This is a genomic window from Stenotrophomonas sp. GW821-FHT01H02A, from assembly GCF_059422145.1.
The window spans coordinates 638,079-657,672 of sequence record NZ_JBWKWI010000001.1 but is presented as its reverse complement, the minus strand read 5'-3'; the positions used below and the strand labels follow the sequence as shown (position 1 = coordinate 657,672).

The following is a 19,594-nucleotide window of genomic DNA, read 5'->3' as shown; positions in this document are numbered from 1 at the left end:
ACGGGCGCAATGTGTCACCAATTGTAGCGCAGGCCCAACTGTCCACCTGCAGCTCGCAGCTGGTGCCGACCAGACTGCAGTCCGAATTCGCTCCAGCCGGTCAGGCGCGGACTCAATTGAAACTGTGCCCCAACCTTGACCTCGACCTGGTCGCCCCGTGCATCACCTGCCCAGGCCTGCCCATCGAAGTGCAATGCATCGCCGGCGTGACTGTTGCGTAGCCAGTTCAGCGTCAGATAGGGCTGCACCCAAGCATGTTGCTGGAGATGCGGTCCTGGCGTGCCGCGCTGTCCATACAAGCGCATCCCGGTACGCGTCGCCAACCCTCCGGCACCCTTCACCGAGACGACCGTGCCGTTATGCTCCACATGGCGACCTGCCGTGTAACCGGTGTAAGTGACCTGCAGCTGCGGCTCAACATAGAGCGTGGTGAACTCCCCCAACTGCCAGGGGTAGGCATAACCCACTTCGATCGAAGCGGACGCCCCTCGCGCGGTATAGCGTTCCGCCGCCAATCCCGTGCCGTCTACCTTGTGACGATAGCGCGCCCACTGCAACCAGCTGTCCAGCTGCACGCCACTCTGGTCATCGCTTGGTTCCAGCCAGCTGGCATAGATGCCCAGCGCCGTTCCGTCTACCTGGCCACTCGCCTCGTATCCGGTCGTGACCGACCGCGAATGATTGCGGGCCTGGCCGTAACCCAACATCCCCCCGACCCGGGTGCTGTGGCTACCGTAGAAGTCAGTGCCCGTCTGGCGCAGGGTGCGATGCGAACGCACTTCCAACTGGCCGCCCTGCAGCCCGTAGTTCTCCTGCTGCTGGTTCACGCGCCCCCAGGCTCCACGTTGTTCGATGCCTGGATGTGGCAGACGTGCGCCGAGACGGTCGTGCAGGCCATGATGTTGAAACATCTCCAGCGCCGCCGTCTGGTTGGCCCAGTACGCACCCGGCTCGGGGCGCAGAATCGGGCCTGGCTCCGGCGTGGGATCGGGATCCGTCGACAGCAGCGCTGAACGTAGGTACCAGTGCCCACTGTCCGCCTCTCTGCTGCCGCCCTTGTGCAGAAAGTACTCGTACTGCGCCCGCACAGCGCGTGTCCGCTGCACGAACACACCATCGGAACGGCCATGGACCGTGACCACCTCGATGCCATCGCCACTGGTTGGAGCCACACCCCCGACACTGTTCACCGTCAACAAGGTTCGGCCCGAGGTGTTTCCTTCCACAATCAGCCGGTCCGTGGGTGCTTGATCCCCCTCCAGGCGGCTGTTCAACACCAGGGCGCCGTCGTCGGCATGATAGTCGCCATTGATGGTCAGCACCTTGAAACGCCCGCCATCCCCCGGCGGGCTAAATGTCAGAGCGCTGTTGTCCAGCACAAGATTGCCGACGGTTGAGTCGCTGGTGATGGTCCATTGGCTGCCACCACTCATCCGGAGGTCGTCGACGACGTCCGTAGCGCCCTGCCAGTAGACGCGCCGATCCATCGCTACCTGGAGACTACTCCCTGGCGGAGTAGTGACACCTTCAGCATGGACGATGTCACCCCGGGCCTGTACACCGTCACGCAGGTCCAGTCGTACGCTCTCACCGGCCGCCCCCTCCTCCAGCACCAGCAATTGCCCATTGCCGCCGAACAACTGTGCCGCACCACCGAAGCTCAGGATCGACGTGCCCGACGCACTGATCGCGCCATGATGTTCGCTGCCAAGGACGCCGCCGTCCATGCTGAACGTGCCGCCATTGATGCTCAGGCCCCAGGCCTTCTCACCCTGCGACCATGCCGACGTACCGCTCACGTTCAGCACACTTCCCTCGTCCGACACGGACAGCGCCGGCGCCAAGGCTCCTGTAGTGCGCAAGCTGCTTCCAGTTATCCCAACCTGAGCCCCTTTGCGTACCACCATGCCGATCGCACTGTCTCCGGTGGTATGGATACTCACCGCATCGGCGCGTACCACTGCTCCACCCTCCCGCTCGCTCGAAGCGTAGAGCGCGTGCGATCCAACGCCGACGGTACTGATCGCGCCACGGTGAAGATCAATCTGACCGTCGCGCACATCCACCCCTGCCGCGTGATCACCTAACGTGGAGAGGTTCACATCCTGACCACGCACTACGCCATTGGAGAGAAGCCACAGCGCCGTCGAGTAGTCGCCTTCGGTGGCAACCTCCACCCGCTGCAGCTGTACCGCAGGGTCACCGCGATTGGCGTTGATGCCCACTGCTGCAAAGCCGCGGGTCAGTATGCGACTGTCGGAGAGCTCCACCGTGCCTCCGAGCATCGCCGCCACGCCATGGCTGTCATTGGCACTGGTGCTGATCGCGCTGCCGCCCAGGCGAAGCGAGCTGCCGGCATCTTCGAGGAAAGCGCCGTGCCCGATCCCGGTCTTACTGATGATCAGATTCCGGGCATCAATCCGCCCCCCCTGGCTGGCATGCAACCCGCTTGAAAAGTTGCCCGTGACATTAATGTGCCCACCGTCAAGGGTGATCATGCTGCCCACACCCTCGGCGAACACGCCATTGACGCCGTTTCCGCCCGCGCGCAGGTAGACCGGCCCTTCTGCAGCGATCGTGCCGCCCCGCCGCGCGTAGAACACCGACTTGTCCGGCCCAACCTGACCGTCACTGTCGTAATCGCCGCCAGGCGCGCGAACATCGGTGCCGTCGGCCACGACCTGACCGGCGAACGCCGGCAGACTCGAGGTAGTCAGTAAGGCGGCGTGTACCGCAACGCCGAGCAAACGACGTGGAGAGCAAGGAGTACTCATCATAGGTTTTCTCTTTCTGATGCAAAGCGAAGCCGGGGCCACGAAGAACTGCCGCTGAACGCCGATGCGCTCGCAGAGACGGGATGTCGCAGCGGCGCCATTGACACATCCCCCTCGGTCTCGCCTTCTGCAAACCATTTGTCTTCGACACATACCGCATCTTCAATGACATCTGGCGCCAACCCTTGGCGCTGCGACGCAGCCGCGGGCAATTTGTAGGTGATCTGACACTGTTGACCGGCCCGCTGTCCCCAGCGCACGGTCAGCACGCCCTGCGCATCCTTACTGCGGATCTGCAGGCGGCTGCCCTGGCCCACACTACCGACACTGTTGCCGGCCTGATCATGGACCGTCGCAGCGAAGGGCAACGTGCTGCCGTCGGCCTGCCGCGCCTTGATCAGCACCGCGCGGCCTACATCGGTGGTATATGCCAACCACACCACCGCCCCGTGCCGTGGTGCCACCACTCGCGCGCTGGACTTCAGCTCCACATCCGTCGACATACCGCGCGGATCCAACTCCACTGTGTTGAATCGGTAGGGGGTCAACGTCGGTACCAAGGCATAGCCACGCGAGTCAACGCGGGCACCGTCGCCACCACTTACCCTGGCGCCGACCGCGCCGGGGGCATGAATCAGACCGATGGTGTCGCCCAGGCTGGGAGCCGCCGTTAGCCCGCCAGCATGCACGGCGATGCCGCCACTGAAATCCAGTGACGTGACACGGAAGTCATTCCCCTTCGAGTAGCTGCCGCCCACGATCGCCTGCGCTGATCTGTACTGCGCCGAAGCCCCCGCCGAAGAGGCTCCCGGCCGCTGCGCAGCATTGAATCCATATTGCATTTGACGGTCCGCACCCGCGGTGCCATTGACACCCAGCGTCGTGCCGAGCTCCTGATTGTGGTCATGGCGCAGAGTCGAGTTCAGAATCGGAGCGCGTGCGCTGCGACCCAGTGGCAGGGTCAGGGTCAGGCTGACCTCGTTGTCGCTGCGACGATCCGAAAGCCGGATGGCCCGCTGGGCAGCCAGGCTGTAGCCAACCTGGCGCCAACTGTTGCTGTAGCCCAGCGAATAGCTCAAGTTGCGCCCATCACGGTTCCAGTAGTCCATGTTGGACGCCGTGGCGTACAGTGCCCCCCCATTGCGTCCCAGCGTCTGATTTACCGTACCTTCCACCCGACTACGGTAGCGATCAATGTGACGCCCTTGGTCACCGCTCCTCAGTTCAGCCCGCAGACGCAGCGCTTGATTGACATCTACGTAACCTTCGGTGGAATAGCGGTATGCACCCAACGAAAAGGTGGTCCCGGTCGCGAGCAGCTGCTTGCTATAGCGGAACTGCAGACTCTGGCCATCCATCGAATCATCCGGCATCGTCAGCCGGGATTGGGTCAGATCGAGCGAGAATGCGCCGAGTGGTGTATTGAGCGCAGCACCGACCTGGGTAGCCGCGTAATGCGTGCTCTTGAGCGCACCGGCGTAGCCGGTCACCGCGTTACTCAGGCCACGCTGCACCTGGGCCTGCATCAGATAGGGATCGTCGCCGTGCTGTACGGAATCAACGTACCCCGCGCTGAATGCATAGCGGCTGTATCCAGGGCGCAGCAGCTGGGCGGTGCCGGTGAACGGTATCGCATATGACTTCTCGCGACCATCGGCCTCGCGCACGACCATTTCCAGGTCGCCGCCGTAACCGATGGCGTAAAGGTCATCGATCTCGAACGGCCCGGGAGCCACCGTCAATTCACGCAGTACTACACCACGCTGCTGAACGCGGACCAGCGCATTGGTCTCCGCCACCCCGCGCACGACCGGCGCATAGCCGGTCATAGACTGCGGCAGCATCCGATCATCGGTCGCCAGTTCAAAACCACGTACACGTACGCTACCGAACAGATCGCCACGTGAGTAAAGCTGACCGACCACAAGCTGAGACTGCAGGGAAAGGATATCGCGCTGGGCAAAGGTACTCGTCGGCTGGTAATGGGTGCCGTCGCCTTCACTCCACGCCAGAGAGCCTTGGTGGCGCATCAGCCAGCCACCGACGTTGACGCCGGCCCGCACACCCAGGTAGCCACGCGTGCTGGTCCGCCCCTGCGAACGCATGTCGTACAGATTGGCGTTGTATTGCAGCAACCCAGCCTGCACGCCACGATCTAGCTGCGCTGGAGATACGTAGTCACTGGGGCGTCGCGACAGGTAAAGCTGCGGCACCTGTACCGTGAGCATCTGTTCGGCTAGATCGAAACGTGCCGTCGCACCGGGCACCCACTGCCCAATGCTCAGACAAGCATCCGGTGATACGGTCGCCGCAAGCTCACCTTCGTCTCCATCAAGATGCTCGGGGTCGACTCCGAAGCGATCCAGCATCAGGCGGTCGACGCACAGCTGCGCACTATCCTGACCTTCCAACATCTCGAAGCGTAGCGACTCCGGGCCAACCGGCTGACCATTGACATGAACCGTCGCGGGGTAGACACCCGGAAGAATCACACTGCTATGATTGAAGCGCGACAGGTCAATCTTGGCGCTGCCAGGAAACTGGCCCGAGCGGAATTCCACACTCCGAGGTGTCGGCGAAGTGTCCGCCCAGGCAGGTCCGGCCACACACGCCGATGCCAGTGCCACGGCAAGCGCATGGTGACGAATGGCACGGCGGTTATCCGCCTCCGCTACATCCCAATAGAAATACATAACGACTATGTCGATCCTATACGTACAGAGCGCACGCACCTTCGCGCAGCGCCGGCGGGCACTCGCATAAATAGAAAAATACGTCGGCCCTGATTGCAAACCGGTAATGCGCGACGCGTCAGACGTCCGATCGAAGCTGGATCAACCGTCGTCTCCATGCATCAGCCACGCCAACGATTCGACCCGATTGCCGTAGTCTCCAATGGTCACGAATGTAACTTGCGCGCCTGCGCCGGGCAGAACGGTCACATCGGGAAACTCGAATTGCTGCGACGCATAGGGGGCCACCATGTTGTCGGCGGCCTCCTGTCCGCGCTTGTAAGGGGTGCTACGCGCCCCATCGATCAGCGTCAACTTACTGAAGGACATGAAGTAGGGCGTCGGATTGTGCACCTGAAGAATCACACCACGTGAACCCTGCGCAGAGCGCATCGACCAGTGCAGTCGCTCGGGCACCGCAACCCTGGCCGGCGTCAGCCCCTGCGGGCGGAAGAACAACTTCAGTCGGGTGCGATAGGCGAACTGCAGCAACTGTGCGTCCTCGTCGTCCGCGTACGGAGGGATCTCCAGGACGTTCAGCCAGAACAGACTCTCACGATCGTCAGGCAGAGGCTCGCCTGTATAGGAAAGGCGCAGGGCCTGCGCGCTCTGCGGATCCATCCGAAAGACCGGCGGGGTGACGACGAATGGCACTTCCACCGTGTCAGGCGAAGAATCCTCCTGACCAGCGTCCAGCCACACCTGCAGCACACTGGGATCCTGGTCGGCCAGGTTGTTCAGCCGTATCGTTACTTCACGTTCCTGCGCTGGATAGACCACCCGCGTTCCCGAAATCACCACCTTGGATTGCGCCGCGCCCGCCATAAGCAGCAACGCGAGCAACCCGGCCATGCGTATCATCATCGTCATCACCCCTCATCGCAGGAAAAAACTGCACGGGCCCGCTTATGCAGGCCCGTGCATCAAGTTCCGGTTACGGCAACCAGTGCCGTCAATCAGTCATAAACGACCGAGAAACCCACAGCCGACGCCACGGCACCACGAGTGGCCGCAGCGCCATTGGCGTACATGCGGACGATCAACGGAATGCGTGCCTGGTTGTTAACGATCTCGTAGCCGGCCGAATCGTCGTTGGCAAGGTCGATCACCGATCCGTCCAGATTGGTGAACTGGATCTGGACATTTCCCGCCGGGTTGGTGGCTGCGGTGTTGTTGAGACGACCAGTGGTGAAATCGATCGCAGGACTGGATGGGTCGAAGCGTACGTACGCCGTGTCGCCATTGGTGCAACCGGGCTCGCCCGGGCCACCAATATTGATGGTGACCATTTTATCACCAGCCGTCTGGCCCGGGGCCGCAAGGTTAGCGACACTGACACCCAGCAGATCGACATCCTTGTTTACAGTGCCGGCACCCGGCGCTTCACCTTCAATGGTACAGGTGGTCGCGGTGACACTACCGGTGATGGTGATCTGCCCATCGTTTGCCGCCTGAGCCGACCCCATTACAGCCATGCTGATGCCCGCGACCAGCGCTGCCGAAATCCCAATATTCTTCATGTGAGCTGATTCTCCATAGATAAATAGCAATCCAAAATTTTCCCCTGCAACCACCGGCACCAAAGCGCGCCCGGGCCGAAGATAGCGGGCAACGGATTATCTCAATTGGCCCCGTCGGCGTATCTGGGGCTACCCCCAAAAGAACTCATCATTTTCCTAATGGCGCGTGACCCGATGATTTCCAGGTCCAGACTGGGCGTACCACATCGCCCACATGCTTACGTTTGATCGGGCCGAAGTAGCGCGCATCGAACGATGCAGCATTGATGTCAGACATCATCAGGACCTCGTCTTGACTCAAGCGGCGCTCGCTCAGCACCAGCGATGGCATCGACCGGCCTGCACCGTCTTTGATCATCGGCTTGCTGTGCGGTAACAGACGACCGTTGACGTGTACGCCACGCGCATCGATGGCCACCAGATCGCCAGCACCGGCCATCACCCGTTTAAGCAATGGCCGCACTCCACCGGGGCAGCGACCGGCGTGCAGATAGCCACGCTCTTCTGCCAAGGTAAATATCGATTGCTCGAGCATCGGGCAAAAGGTTGCATAGCGGCCTGGAGTAGGTGGCTGGCGCTGCACCCAGTACAGGCCGTAGGCCAGACTTGGTGTTGTATTCAGGCGTGCACCCGACAAGCCCAGCAAAGGCGGGAGGGCGGCCGCCAACAACAGGCACGCCACCCCTTGCCGCCGATGCCGGCGATGGCCAAGCCAGCTCACGCCTTCGCGCTGTGATGCGCTGTCGGCGCATGGCGACGCTCAGTCATACTGAACGTTCACCAAGATCGCACTGCGCGCCGGGCCAGACACCAGGTTGCCGGACAGGCGCTGGAATCGCGCCCGAAACCCATACTCGCCGCCGCCCGCCAGCGTCGCCAGCGTCAGCGCCCCACCCGGCGCGATGTCCGCCCCACCCGCACTCTGCAGGCGTACCGCAACACCGCCGGCCCCCCCTGTCACCGCGAACAGCTCCGGACGTCCCGCTGCCGCATCGCCAGAAAAGGCAAAGCGGGCCTCATTGAACTGGGTGAGATCGCACTCCTCGGATACCAAGGTGAAATCCTTCCAGGGACCGCCCCCGTCACCACCAAAATCACGTGGCGTAATGCGTCCCAGATCGACCGTCTGGTTCAAGGAGGCCGTTGTAATCGAGCACGTTGCGAGGCGGAACGGGATATTGTCGAACATGATGCGGCGGCCGCGCAGGGCATCGACCCGGGTTTCGGCCACCTCGACTGCGCCGCCAGCACCGAGGATCCCGCCGGAAAAGTCACCGGCAATGCGATAGAAGCCAACATGCAGGGTGCCGTCGTTGGTCAGTGTGTAGCGAGCGGGCTGGTCTACCTCGACCACGAACGGAAATGTACGACGAGTGCCACCGTTGGGTTCCCATTCGAACTTCACGCCGACACCAGGCAAGGAAGTTCGATAGATGTCCGGCAGTTCAGACGGCACCAGACCGATAAAGCGGCTGTCTACCACGGTGAGCCCGCTGCAGGTCGCCATGGCTCGGCCGTCGCCATTGGCCGAAGCAGCTTTGATTAGCGTACCTACCGGAGCGTTCTGCTTGATAGGAATGGCATCGCTACCCTGGATCGGAAAGCTGACCAGGTTGTTCAACGTGCAGTTGGCCGCACGGACGCCTCCTGGCGTGAGGGCGACGGCGGCGACGAACAATCCGCCAAGCAGCTGGTTCTTTGGTTTCAAAATGTGCTTCTCATTAGGTCGATGAACGATGTTTCGCGAGGGCATCAGTCTCCGGCTGATCCGCCTCTGTCAGCTGTCGATAGCGTGACGCTGTAGGTCGGGAAGTTCTGGTCCAGCCACCTCCCCCAGTGTCCTGCGCGGCGAATCAGCTGCGCGCGATAGCGTTGATTGTGCCGTGGCGTGCGGGAGTGATAGTTGGATGCCCGTGTCCAGATGTCCCCACTATCGTCACGAAGATGGCCGCGTAGCCGCCAAGCCGCCAGCTCATAGGGATAACACCCGGCGGTGGCCACATCGGCGCTGCTGATGCCATACCGTGCCAACTCTTTTAGGTAGGCGGTATTGAATTGCATCGCTCCAACATCGTAGCTGCCGTTCCGGTTGCGCACCCATTGCCCTGGGCGCCCTCCTTCCTGCTCGGCGACCGCCAGCATGATGTTTGCAGGTATGGCGTACTTGATTGCCGCGGCGATCGAGCACACCACCCGTTCTTCGTGTGGGGGAGGAAGATCAATGCTCATCTTCATTTCCTGTATTGGATACATCGAGCGACTGCGGCGGCAGCTTGCTGTCCGCAGCCGACCATTGCCGCGGGGCGCCGGCTGGCTGTGATACCACCGAATGCTGCAAGGGAGGCGGTGCATCTATGGGCGTCGAAATGACGACTGCGTGCGTGCTGTCGCCGGCTGGTGACGTCGGCGTCGGCGTCGGCGTCGGCACAGACGATTCGCGCAGATTGGCGCCCGCTCCATGCATCGGTGCCGATATCATCGCCTGCATGATCGGCTCGTCTGCACCGCTTGCCTCCATCACCAGCATCTTTGCATTCAGCGATGACGAAGCGTCGCGAGTGGATTCGAGACCCGCGTCTGGAAACACCGACTGCACCCGCACATCGCCATCCACATCGATTACCGATGCCGGCAGGTCGCCCGCGGCCACCGGCGACACATGCTGTGGCACCTTCGGCCTCGGCGGCAACTTGGTTTCATCCGGGTCGCTCCCCGGCGCCGGTACGTTCGACACCTGCGGTGACAGGGCATGACCGGTGTTGACCACGGCCGGCGGCAGCACCGACTGCACCCGCACATCGCCATCCACATCGATTACCGATGCCGGCAAGTCGCCCGGGGCCGTCTGCGACGCGTGCTGCCGCACCGTCGGCGTCGGCCTGACCTCATCCGGGTCACGCCCTGGCACCTGTACGTTCGACACCTGCGGCGGCAGGTCGTGACCGGTGTTGACCACGGTCGGCGGCATCACCGACTGCGCCCGCACATCCCCATCCGCATCGATCACCGATGCCGGCAGGTCGCCCGCGGCCATCGGCGACGCGTGCTGCGGTACCGTCAGCGTCGGCGGCAGCCTGGCTTCTTCCCGGTCGCCCACCGGCGCCTGTACGTTCGACACCTGAGCCGGCAGGTCATGACCGGTGTTGACGACGGTCGGCGGCAGCATCGACTGCGCTCGCACATCCCCATCCACATCGATCACCGATGCCGGCAGGTCGCCCGCGGCCATCGGCGACGCGCGCTTCGGTACCGTCAGCGTCGGCGGCAGCCTGGCTTCTTCCCGGTCGCCCACCGGCGCCTGTACGTTCGACACCTGCGGCGGCAGGTCATGACCGGTGTTGACGACGGTCGGCGGCAGCATCGACTGCGCTCGCACATCCCCATCCGCATCGATCACCGATGCCGGCAGGACGCCCGCGGCCATCGGCGACGCGCGCTTCGGTACCGTCAGCGTCGGCGGCAGCCTGGCTTCTTCCCGGTCGCCCACCGGCGCCTGTACGTTCGACACCTGCGGCGGCAGGTCGTGACCGGTGTTGACCACGGTCGGCGGCAGCACCGACTGCGCCCGCACATCCCCATCCGCATCGATCACCGATGCCGGCAGGTCGCCCGCGGCCATCGGCGACGCGCGCTTCGGTACCGTCAGCGTCGGCGGCAGCCTGGCTTCTTCCCGGTCGCCCACCGGCGCCTGTACGTTCGACACCTGCGGCGGCAGGTCATGACCGGTGTTGACACCAGCCGGCGGCAGCACCGACTGCGCCCGCACATCCCCATCCACATCGATCACCGATGCCGGCAGGTCGCCCGCGGCCATCGGCGACGCATGCTGCGGTACCGTCAGCGTCGGCGGCAGCCTGGCTTCTTCCCGGTCGCCCACCGGCGCCTGTACGTTCGACACCTGCGGCGGTAGGTCATGACCGGTGTTGACGACGGTCGGCGGCAGCATCGACTGCGCTCGCGTTGCCGCGTCCACGTTGAGCGTTGAGGTCGCATCGTCACCGACATCATCATGGCCAGCTATCGGGGGGCGGCGATCCGCATCAACTGGGGCCGTCCGTGGCTCGGCCTGTTCGGAAGGCATTCCAAGAGAGACGGCACGCGCAGCGGGCTTGCTCTCGTCGACCGGCGCCTGCACATTCGCGATCTCATATGGCGCCGCAGTCGCGGTGAACACACTGGCTCCGCTGTCACTACCGTAATCATTGCTGTATAGCGACTGCGTGGTCAGTACAGAGGCAGGCAATGTCGCGCCGAGGTCGCTGGCATGCACACCGGCAGCACTGCCTGTGTACGTTGGGTGTGCCGCCGGTGTAGCAGCGGCAGGCTCAGCACTACGATACGCGGCGTAAAGTGCCTGTGCACCGTTGCTGGCGCGGTCAACACCATTGGCGATCGCCGTACCACCCATCGCCAGCACGCGCGCGTTCAATGAGCCTCCGTCGTTGCCACCGAAGTGCGACCCCAGAACGATACTGGATACCATCGAGGGAATGCGCACGAGCAACGCCAACAGTACGATGGTGGCGACCAGCATGATCGCCAGATTGGGCAAGGTAATCGCATCGACCACACTATCGCTGTAGTCACGTAGAAATATTTCGCCGGTGCCGGCCAACAGTAGCATCGTGAAGTAGGCCATGCCCACGGCAAGCACATGCCTGTAGTAATTGATTGCCAGACCGGAAGACCAGCGCGCACCACCGAAGCCAAGCAGAAACAACCCACCGAATGCCAATAACCAGAACATCACCTGGACCACCATCATGCTCACGGCAGCCAGGGCTACCAGTGCCAGCACCATGGTCGCAAGCATCATGCCGACAATTTTGTCCGAATCAGGCCAGGCATCTTCACTGGACTGGCTGGCCACTTCGAAGAACACTTCATATCCGCTGCGCAACAGTGCCGCCGGACGAAGTCCGCCGTCGCCGCCGTCGTTGGCCGCGCGCTCACCCAGGATCTTCATGCTTTCAAGGATGCTGTAAACCAGCCCGTCTGCACCGCCACCACTGATCAGCAGCCACCAGAAGATTCCGGTAAGAATCACAAAACGCACCAGCTCGGCAAACAACTCACCGAAGTCGGCTTGCCGGAACACCATCATCCCCATCGTCCAGGTCAGACTGATGGTTGCCAACGCCCAGAACAGCCATTCTGCGGCGGACTGCACCGCCAGCAGCCAAAGCTCCAGCAGGCCTTCAAAACGACGTAACAGATTGTCGATCGGATATGGATCCACCGCTGCATGCGCAATGCCAGGGACCAGCACCAATACCACACACGAAAATAAGGCAGCGCGGAGTAAACGCCTGGTAGTGGGATCAATCCGATTCATCAACGTCTCATCATCCTGTCCATGCCATACGGTGAAGGCATGCAAAACACATACAGATGACCCCGCGCCATCGTCCGGCGCGGGGACCACTATTTACTGAGGTTTACCAACGACCGATTGCTTCGGTGCTCAGGTCCGGTGCCATACGCAGGCGACGCTCGGCCACGGCCTCACGCGCACTGCGCGACGCCACTTCCTGCGCACGCACCACCTGCGCGTTCTGGTCCGCCAACATCAGCGCACGCATCTGCATCATTTCAGCAGTCTGCGCGGCGGCAATCTGGTTCGAGAATACTGCCTGCATGCGTGACCCCATGTTGGCGGTGGAGGCTTCGGTCAAAGCCTTCAGGCGATTGCTGTCATCGGCGAACGCACGCGCCTGCTGGTCCACAGCTTTGGCCTGCACAGCATTGCTGTCCATCACAGAGGTAAAACGCTTCTCATCATAATCCGCCAGATCGGCCAGCACCTGTCGGGTTTCGTCCATATACTGGTCAGCACTATCGTGCTCTCCGAATTTGCCAACACCATAGGCCACCGGAATGGGAATGACGATCTCACCCGGATCGCCATTGCCAGAGCAGATCTGATCTCCAGCCATCGCCTCAGCACCAGTGCCCGCACCGATATTACAATAATAATTGTTTTCGTTATATATGTTGGCGATATACTCATTGTGATTAGTCACATCCTCATTATGCTCTATGAACTTATTGTTGTACTCCTCATTTTTGATGTGATAAATGACATCCCCATCCCCCATGTGATTGAGGCGATCGAGCAGCAAATGCATCTTCAGCGAAGTAGCAACATTCGCGACAGAGTTCGTCGTATTGACGGCCAGATTGGCCGCGTCCAGAACCGGCATCACCGCCATCGCAGGATTGATGGAGGCCATTGCCAGCACACTTCCTACGGACAAAGCCAAACCACGCTTTTTCATAACAGTACTCTCCTGAAAAATTCCCCAAAGGGCGTAGTACGGCAGAGCAATTTCTGCCGCCGTTGCTTCTGCAACTCAGTAGGCCAAGGCGACATACGGACGATCGAAGTCCAGATCCTTAACCACCATCACGTTGAATCGGAAGCCTGGCCGGACTTCGAGCGTAGGCGCGATGTTTAGGTTTTTCTGGAACAACTGGGTCAGCGCCTGCCCCAGGCTCTGTCCCAGCGCCTGGCTCATCGCACTGCCAGCGGTAAGGCTGCCCCCTATCTCCTGATTACGATCCTTCTGACTCATCTCGACCCCGGCGATGACACCGGATAGCAGTACCGCCTGGCCGAAGATCCGGAGGTAGTGGTTGTTGACCCGATCCTGCATGCCCGAATAACCGCCACCATCCGCGCCGGGCATCGCGCCGATGTCCATCGCACGCCCATCCGGAAACACCAGGCGCTGCCAAGCCACGAGCACCCGCCGTTGCCCATACGCCACCTCACTACTGTATGCACCGATCAGGCGCGTACCCTGTGGAATGATCCGATGCCGGCCGGTAGCTGTATCGTAGACGTCCTGACTGACCTGCCCGATGATCTGCCCTGGCAGGTCCGAGCTGATACCGGAGATCAGCACCGCAGGAATGACGAATCCGGCACGTAATGTAAATGGAGTTCTGGGAGCCTCAACCCGACTATTCAACTGCCAACGGTCGCCATCCTCGCCGCCGGACGCGAACTGGGAGAAATCATTGCCCCGCTGACGCTGAATCTGTTGTTCGGCATTGGAGCCGCTCAACTGGCGACGCAGTTCTTCATACGAGGCCGACAAAGGACGCTGTGCAGGCGCTGTTCCAATACCGGCTGCTGGAACAACTGGCGCATCATTGCCGCGCGCTGGCCCTTGGGGAGCCTGTAGCTGCTTCGAACTGAGCACCCCAGTCCGCGCTGCTAGCGCCTGTTGCACCTGCTGTAGTCGCTGCATTCGAATCCGCTGCAGCTCTGGATCACCGGCCTCACCTCGCGTCGAAGGCAACGGGGGACCCTCTTCGTCGTCAATCCGCGCGACAGGCACCACCAGGTGTGCTGGCGATGCGCTCGCCGGCGCGGCTTCTGGCACGATGCCGTCCATCTGGTTGCCAGCCAGCTGCTGCGCCATCGAGATCGCCATCGGCGCGGTACTACTGACCATCGCCGGGACGTCGCCGCCGCCGGCGCCATCCGCACCCGCGCTGTTACGGCCACCGATGACAACCACCAATATCAGCGCGAACACTACGCCAACGCCACCAACCAGATACAACGGAAAATTATTGACCCGGCGCACACCGCCACGCGCCCCTGTATCGGCCCCGGAGCCCATTTCGTTGGAATGAGACTGCATCACTTATTCTCCCTGGGACCACGCGCCGGCCGGAACCATGGATCCATTGCCGGCCTGGTAGGCCCGCGACAGCGCATGCTGATCGACACGCAGGCTCAGCCGATATATTCCGGCGTCCACAGGTTCAAACACATAGCTCAGCAGACGACCTTGTGGGGCCGAAATCGATGCGCTGCGCGCAGCCACGGGCTCTTCCACGGCGTAACCTGCGCGGCGCAACTTGTTGACCAGCGCCAATCCGAACGCGTCCGTCGCTGGTCTGCGCAGCGTCCAGCGCGTAGACGCGGGCGAATAGCTCCTGACCAAGCGTCGCACTACCTCGTCCACAACGCCGTCTACTCCATCGGGCGCGAGCGCAACTGCCGCAGCCGGCACAGCGTCCAGACGCGGGGTCACCGCACACGCCGCAAGCTGCATCGTCGCGATAATGAAAATGCTGAAGACACGCACGATCAACGCCCTCGACGCAGAGTTATCTTGCGCTGACCTCGCCCGACCCCAGTGATCAGGATCGCGTGATCCAGCACGGCATCGACGATGTAGCGGTTTTCCTGCATTCTGTAGTTGACCAGAACAGTTTCATCGGCACCTTGAGGGGACCCATTTTCGCGAATGGACAACAGGGTCGGCGCCTCAGTCTGCGCCATTGCCCTAGGCATCTCGATAATGGTCTTGACACCATCGTTGTAGACCCGCACCGGCTTCCAGGGGGCATTCCCGCTGACGGTGTAGTTGAAGTCGAGATTCCCCAGATACTCCCCGGTAGCGGGAATGGTTCGCGTTTGGCGCGCTTGTGTCTGCATCCGCTTGATTGCCTCCCAACGCGCTGCAACTTCATCCCCATAGATGAAGCCAACTCGCGGCAGAAACTCGGTGCGATGCGAGCGCAGACTGAGATGGTAGGTGCGACGGTTGGTGGTCACGACCAGCGAGGTTTCCAGGCCAACGTCCAGAGGCTTGATGATCAGGTGCTGCAGTGCACCGGCGCCAGCGCCGGTCAGTGCCGGCTCCACAAGCCAGCGTACTGCATCGCCCAGATGCACCGAGTTAACCACCTCGCCGGGTTGCAGCTCCACATCACAGACCTGCATTATCGCGCATACAACAGTTGGCTGACCCGCCCCGAACAGGAATCGAATTGCACCGTCGGCCGCAGCCACCGGTTGCGCTCGACTGGCAGGATTGGCCTGCCACTTGCTTGCAAGCGCTACCGCTGCCCGGGCCTGTTCAGACAACGCCGGCTCGGGGGCATCCAACAATCGTTGCAGTGCATCAGACTCGGCGGCCGCAGCGCCAGAGGGCAACATGACGAGCGAGATAAATAGTGCAAGGGGTTTCATAGGGACGATTTCAGCTCTGCCTGGACCACGAAAAATCAGTAATAAAAACACCCAACGGGTTGTCGCGCAGTTGCTGCTCACTCGCCCCAGATGGCTGGTTGGCAACCTGCACGCTGACCAGCGCGCGCATGCGGGTCGGCTCTGCCACCGGCTTGCCCTTGCGATCGCGCACAGTTTCGATCCACTCCACCTGCCAGGATTCGGCGCTCTGAGCCAATACCGATTCGATCTGGACGTTTACCGTTTCGGTCGCGGCACGCTTGAACGGGCTTATATTGCCGGCGCCACTGAACCACTCGTTGGTCTTGTGCGTCGCCGCAGCACCGGCCGCCAGTACCGCGTAAACTCGAAAGATTGCTTTGCGCTGCAAGGCGGTATCGGGAGTGACAGTGCGCAGGTCAGTTATGAAGGTGGCCACCGTGGCACGGATGACTCGTGGATCAGCCGGGCTGGCACGATCGGCAATACCCACCGCCAAGGGTTGGCCTAGCTTGTCGACCTCCACCACGTAGGGCACCCATTTGGATTGACTGCCTATGTGCACCAACCCACCCACGCAAGCCAGCACAATCAACATGGCGACCACGCCCACCAACTGCCATAGCCGGCGTGAGGCAACCAGTGCACCAACGTGCGCGTTCCAGGCACGGCGCGAAGCTAGATAGGGGGTCGCCGGCTGATCGTCGGACAAGGTGACCCTGACCCTGCGCGCATCGGTCTGTTTAGTCATGACACGGTTCCATAGTCGTGAAGGTTGAAGCCCTTGATGCGCGCCCATTCGTGCACCCAGGCATCGCCATGGCGCTGACGCAATGTCTGAATGGAGGCGATCGATTCGCGGTCACTACTTCCAATGAATGCCAGTGCGACCGGACCAATCGCCAGGTCGTACAAACGCCGCCCAAGTTCAGAAACGTAGTAATAGTGGCGCTTGGGTACGGCCCCGACAAGAATGTCGATCTGCCGGTCGTTCAGCCCCATGCGTCGATACAAGACAGACGTCTCCTCATCACGCGCGTGCACGTTCGGCAGGAATATCTTGGTGGCGGTCGATTCGAGGATCACATCAAGGATCCCCGAGTTTGCTGCATCGCTCAGACTCTGCGTGGCCATCAATACCAGGCAATTGCTTTTGCGTAGCACCTTGAGCCACTCACGAATCTTGGTCTGGAATACCGGGTGACCGAGCATCAACCACGCCTCATCGAGAATAATCGCTGTAGGCTGACCTCGCAGCGAACGCTCTATGCGGCGGAACAGGTACAGCAGTACAGGCAATGCAAATCGCTCCCCCATGTTGAGTAGCTCTTCAATCTCGAACACGGTGAAATCCGAGAGCGCCAGCGCATCATGCTCGGCATCCAGAAGATGGCCCATCGCACCGTCACCGGTATACTGCTCCAGTGCCTCGCGGACTGCGCGATCCTGAATGGTCAGACTGAAATCAGACAACGTACACGCACCACTTTCGTGCATGCTGCCCAACGCATTGCCAATCTCATTGCGCTGTGCCGCCGTGGTCTCCAGGCCATTGAGCGCCAGCACGGTGTCGATCCACTCCAGCGCCCAGGCACGATCGGCCTTGGTCTGAAGGAACTGCAGCGGGCAGAACGCCAACCGATCTTCCTCCACGCCAATGTTGTAGTGATGCCCACCACAGGCCGCAGCGAGCGCGAACATCGACATACCCTTGTCGAAGCAGTACAACGACATGCCCTGGTACCGGCGAAGCTGCGCGGCAACCAGCCCCAGGTGGGTCGACTTGCCAGCGCCAATCGGCCCAAAAATGAAGGTATGCCCCACGTCCCGCACGTGCAGGTTGAGCCGGAACGGCGTGGCCCCCTGCGTCACGCAGCTCATCAGCGGCGGCGCGTTATCCGGATACATCGGGCACGGCGCGCGACTCTCTCCGGGCCAGATCGTGCTCGTCGGCAGTAGGTCAGCCAGGTTCATGGTATTGAGAAGCGGCCGCCGGACGTTCTCCACCCCATGCCCGGGAAGACTGCCCAGGAATGCGTCCATCGTATTGACAGTTTCGATCCTCGCTACGAACCCCAGCGCGTTGATCACCTTTTCGACCTGGCGGGCCGATTGTTCCAAGCGCTGCCGGTCCTCATCCATCAGCACCACGACACTGGTGTAATAGCCCTGAGCAACCAGGCCACTATTGACCTCGGCGATCGCCGCCTCGGCATCGGCCACCATCATCAAAGCATCCTGATCGACGGTGCCTGTGTTGGTATTGAATACCTGGTCGAAGAAGCCGCGAACCTTCTGCCGCCACTTCTTGCGATAGGCCTCCAGGTGTTTTACCGCTTCATGCTGGTCCATGAAGATGAACCGATTGGACCAGCGGTACTGGCATTGCAGTTCGGCGAGCGCTCCCAACATGCCCGGACTGGATTCCAGTGGAAAACCCTCGACCGCCACCACCTGCACGAACTTGCGGCCGATCCGCGGGATCACACCCGTCCACAACTCTTGGCCACCAATCAGCGCATCCAGATAGATGGGTTGATCCGGCAACCGCACTGATTGATCGATTCCAGTCACGCAGTGCTGCAGCCAGCGCAGGAAATCATCATGGCTGATCGCTCGACCGACTTCATCGGTACTCGGTACTGCTTTCAACCTGCGCAACTGCACCGCTGAAGCCAAGCGCGATTCCAACGAAATGCATTCTCGCCGGAAATGCTCCAGCAGCCGCGCGGTAGTGCCCTTGTCGCCCTGCACTTTGGCGTCGTCGTCAAACATCAGCTCGATGAACTTACGCTGTGCCAGCATCGGAGCGAAATAAGTGACGGTCAGTACGAAGTAGCCTTCGTACATGACGCCCAAGCCCTCGAACAGCCGCCGCCGCTCTTCGTCGATTGCGGCCGTGACCGGGTCAGGAAAGTTTGACGCGCCGGGAGCCACATAGCTGGGTGCCTGCTGACGCACTGCATCGACGTGAATCATCCACCCACTGCCAAGGCGCGCCAACGCCTGATTCAAGCGCATCGACACTGCCTCACGCTGCTGGTCAGTACTGCTTGCGGCGTCGTCCCCGCGATACAGCCACGCCGCACACAGGGCACCGTTCTTGCAAACGATGATGCCATCATCCACCACGGCGGCGTGGTTGAGCAGGTCGGCCAGCCCAGCCGCACCGCTACGATGTCGGACCAGCCGGTCGGCCGCCTGCGCCTGACCAACCTGGATGAAGAGCCATATCATGAGTGCGCTGCCGATCACAGCCAGCGCTAAGGTGACGATTACGATCATGCGTATTGCCTGGCCTGCGCGGGGGAATTCACACGGAACGGGGTGGAGCGAGGGGAGTAGTACGCCTGATAGCGTCGATTGCGCAGATACACCCGGCGCATGCGCGGATCCGCCTTGGCCATCAGCCGAAGCAGGAACAACGCAACGAACCATAGCCCCGCACCCATTACCACAGCCACTAGCGACTGCACGCTGAATATCAACACCACCGAAAGCAACCCGGACAGCATCACGAGCTCGCGATCCCCGCCCATGAACAGGTTCTCGCGGTTACCGGCCCTGCGAATGGGCACGCGCCGCAGGGACATA

General features: G+C 61.5%; 14 protein-coding genes and 1 pseudogene. All 15 read right to left on the bottom strand.

The window, feature by feature from the left end:
* Positions 1-14: 14 nt before the first annotated feature.
* Complete coding sequence (locus AC07WC_RS03165; protein ID WP_495208708.1) at positions 15-2,678, bottom strand: autotransporter family protein; 2,664 nt, start codon at positions 2,676-2,678, stop codon at positions 15-17.
* 95 nt (positions 2,679-2,773) lie between these two features.
* On the bottom strand, positions 2,774-5,467 hold the full coding sequence (locus AC07WC_RS03160) for a fimbria/pilus outer membrane usher protein (RefSeq protein WP_495208707.1): 2,694 nt from the start codon (positions 5,465-5,467) through the stop codon (positions 2,774-2,776).
* A 141-nt stretch (positions 5,468-5,608) separates the two neighbouring features.
* Positions 5,609-6,358: a fimbrial biogenesis chaperone gene (locus AC07WC_RS03155; RefSeq protein ID WP_495208706.1), complete on the bottom strand. Its 750-nt coding sequence runs from the start codon at positions 6,356-6,358 to the stop codon at positions 5,609-5,611.
* 104 nt (positions 6,359-6,462) lie between these two features.
* Complete coding sequence (locus AC07WC_RS03150) at positions 6,463-7,026, bottom strand: fimbrial protein (protein WP_495208705.1); 564 nt, start codon at positions 7,024-7,026, stop codon at positions 6,463-6,465.
* A gap of 148 nt (positions 7,027-7,174) precedes the next feature.
* Positions 7,175-7,747: a conjugative transfer signal peptidase TraF gene (gene traF / locus AC07WC_RS03145; protein WP_495208704.1), complete on the bottom strand. Its 573-nt coding sequence runs from the start codon at positions 7,745-7,747 to the stop codon at positions 7,175-7,177.
* Positions 7,748-7,786: 39 nt separating this feature from the next.
* On the bottom strand, positions 7,787-8,779 hold the full coding sequence (locus AC07WC_RS03140) for a fimbrial protein (protein WP_495208703.1): 993 nt from the start codon (positions 8,777-8,779) through the stop codon (positions 7,787-7,789).
* A gap of 47 nt (positions 8,780-8,826) precedes the next feature.
* Positions 8,827-9,255, bottom strand: a pseudogene (locus AC07WC_RS03135) (transglycosylase SLT domain-containing protein); the annotation flags it as partial.
* A complete protein-coding gene (gene trbL, locus AC07WC_RS03130) occupies positions 9,245-12,361 on the bottom strand; it encodes a P-type conjugative transfer protein TrbL (protein WP_495208702.1) in 3,117 nt (1,038 codons plus the stop codon). The pseudogene AC07WC_RS03135 and the gene trbL, both read right to left, overlap by 11 nt.
* 103 nt (positions 12,362-12,464) lie before the next feature.
* Positions 12,465-13,304: a TrbJ/VirB5 family protein gene (locus tag AC07WC_RS03125; protein ID WP_495208701.1), complete on the bottom strand. Its 840-nt coding sequence runs from the start codon at positions 13,302-13,304 to the stop codon at positions 12,465-12,467.
* A gap of 75 nt (positions 13,305-13,379) precedes the next feature.
* Positions 13,380-14,681 carry a TrbI/VirB10 family protein gene (locus AC07WC_RS03120; RefSeq protein WP_495208700.1) on the bottom strand — a complete coding sequence of 434 codons (1,302 nt, stop codon included), beginning with the start codon at positions 14,679-14,681 and terminating at the stop codon, positions 13,380-13,382.
* A 3-nt stretch (positions 14,682-14,684) separates the two neighbouring features.
* Positions 14,685-15,131 carry a conjugal transfer lipoprotein TrbH gene (locus tag AC07WC_RS03115; RefSeq protein WP_495208772.1) on the bottom strand — a complete coding sequence of 149 codons (447 nt, stop codon included), beginning with the start codon at positions 15,129-15,131 and terminating at the stop codon, positions 14,685-14,687.
* A gap of 2 nt (positions 15,132-15,133) precedes the next feature.
* The gene (trbG, locus tag AC07WC_RS03110) at positions 15,134-16,021 is read right to left on the bottom strand and encodes a P-type conjugative transfer protein TrbG (protein WP_495208699.1); all 888 of its coding nucleotides are present in this window, start codon (positions 16,019-16,021) and stop codon (positions 15,134-15,136) included.
* A gap of 10 nt (positions 16,022-16,031) precedes the next feature.
* Positions 16,032-16,751: a VirB8/TrbF family protein gene (locus AC07WC_RS03105; protein WP_495208698.1), complete on the bottom strand. Its 720-nt coding sequence runs from the start codon at positions 16,749-16,751 to the stop codon at positions 16,032-16,034.
* A complete protein-coding gene (locus AC07WC_RS03100) occupies positions 16,748-19,285 on the bottom strand; it encodes a VirB4 family type IV secretion/conjugal transfer ATPase (RefSeq protein WP_495208697.1) in 2,538 nt (845 codons plus the stop codon). Before AC07WC_RS03100 ends, AC07WC_RS03105 begins: the two co-directional genes overlap by 4 nt.
* Entirely contained in the window at positions 19,282-19,593 is a 312-nt protein-coding gene (locus AC07WC_RS03095; protein WP_495208696.1) for a conjugal transfer protein TrbD, read from the bottom strand. Before AC07WC_RS03095 ends, AC07WC_RS03100 begins: the two co-directional genes overlap by 4 nt.
* Position 19,594: the final 1 nt, after the last annotated feature.

Excerpts from the sequence above, each read along its gene's own strand:
- AC07WC_RS03120 (WP_495208700.1), bottom strand. The coding sequence starts at position 14,681 with ATGCAGTCTCATTCCAACGAAATGGGCTCCGGGGCCGATACAGGGGCG.
- AC07WC_RS03155 (WP_495208706.1), bottom strand. The coding sequence starts at position 6,358 with ATGGCCGGGTTGCTCGCGTTGCTGCTTATGGCGGGCGCGGCGCAATCC.
- AC07WC_RS03150 (WP_495208705.1), bottom strand. The coding sequence starts at position 7,026 with ATGAAGAATATTGGGATTTCGGCAGCGCTGGTCGCGGGCATCAGCATG.
- trbG (WP_495208699.1), bottom strand. The coding sequence starts at position 16,021 with ATGAAACCCCTTGCACTATTTATCTCGCTCGTCATGTTGCCCTCTGGC.
- AC07WC_RS03100 (WP_495208697.1), bottom strand. The coding sequence starts at position 19,285 with ATGATCGTAATCGTCACCTTAGCGCTGGCTGTGATCGGCAGCGCACTC.
- AC07WC_RS03105 (WP_495208698.1), bottom strand. The coding sequence starts at position 16,751 with ATGACTAAACAGACCGATGCGCGCAGGGTCAGGGTCACCTTGTCCGAC.
- AC07WC_RS03140 (WP_495208703.1), bottom strand. The coding sequence starts at position 8,779 with ATGCCCTCGCGAAACATCGTTCATCGACCTAATGAGAAGCACATTTTG.
- AC07WC_RS03125 (WP_495208701.1), bottom strand. The coding sequence starts at position 13,304 with ATGAAAAAGCGTGGTTTGGCTTTGTCCGTAGGAAGTGTGCTGGCAATG.
- AC07WC_RS03095 (WP_495208696.1), bottom strand. The coding sequence starts at position 19,593 with ATGTCCCTGCGGCGCGTGCCCATTCGCAGGGCCGGTAACCGCGAGAAC.
- trbL (WP_495208702.1), bottom strand. The coding sequence starts at position 12,361 with ATGAATCGGATTGATCCCACTACCAGGCGTTTACTCCGCGCTGCCTTA.
- AC07WC_RS03160 (WP_495208707.1), bottom strand. The coding sequence starts at position 5,467 with ATGTATTTCTATTGGGATGTAGCGGAGGCGGATAACCGCCGTGCCATT.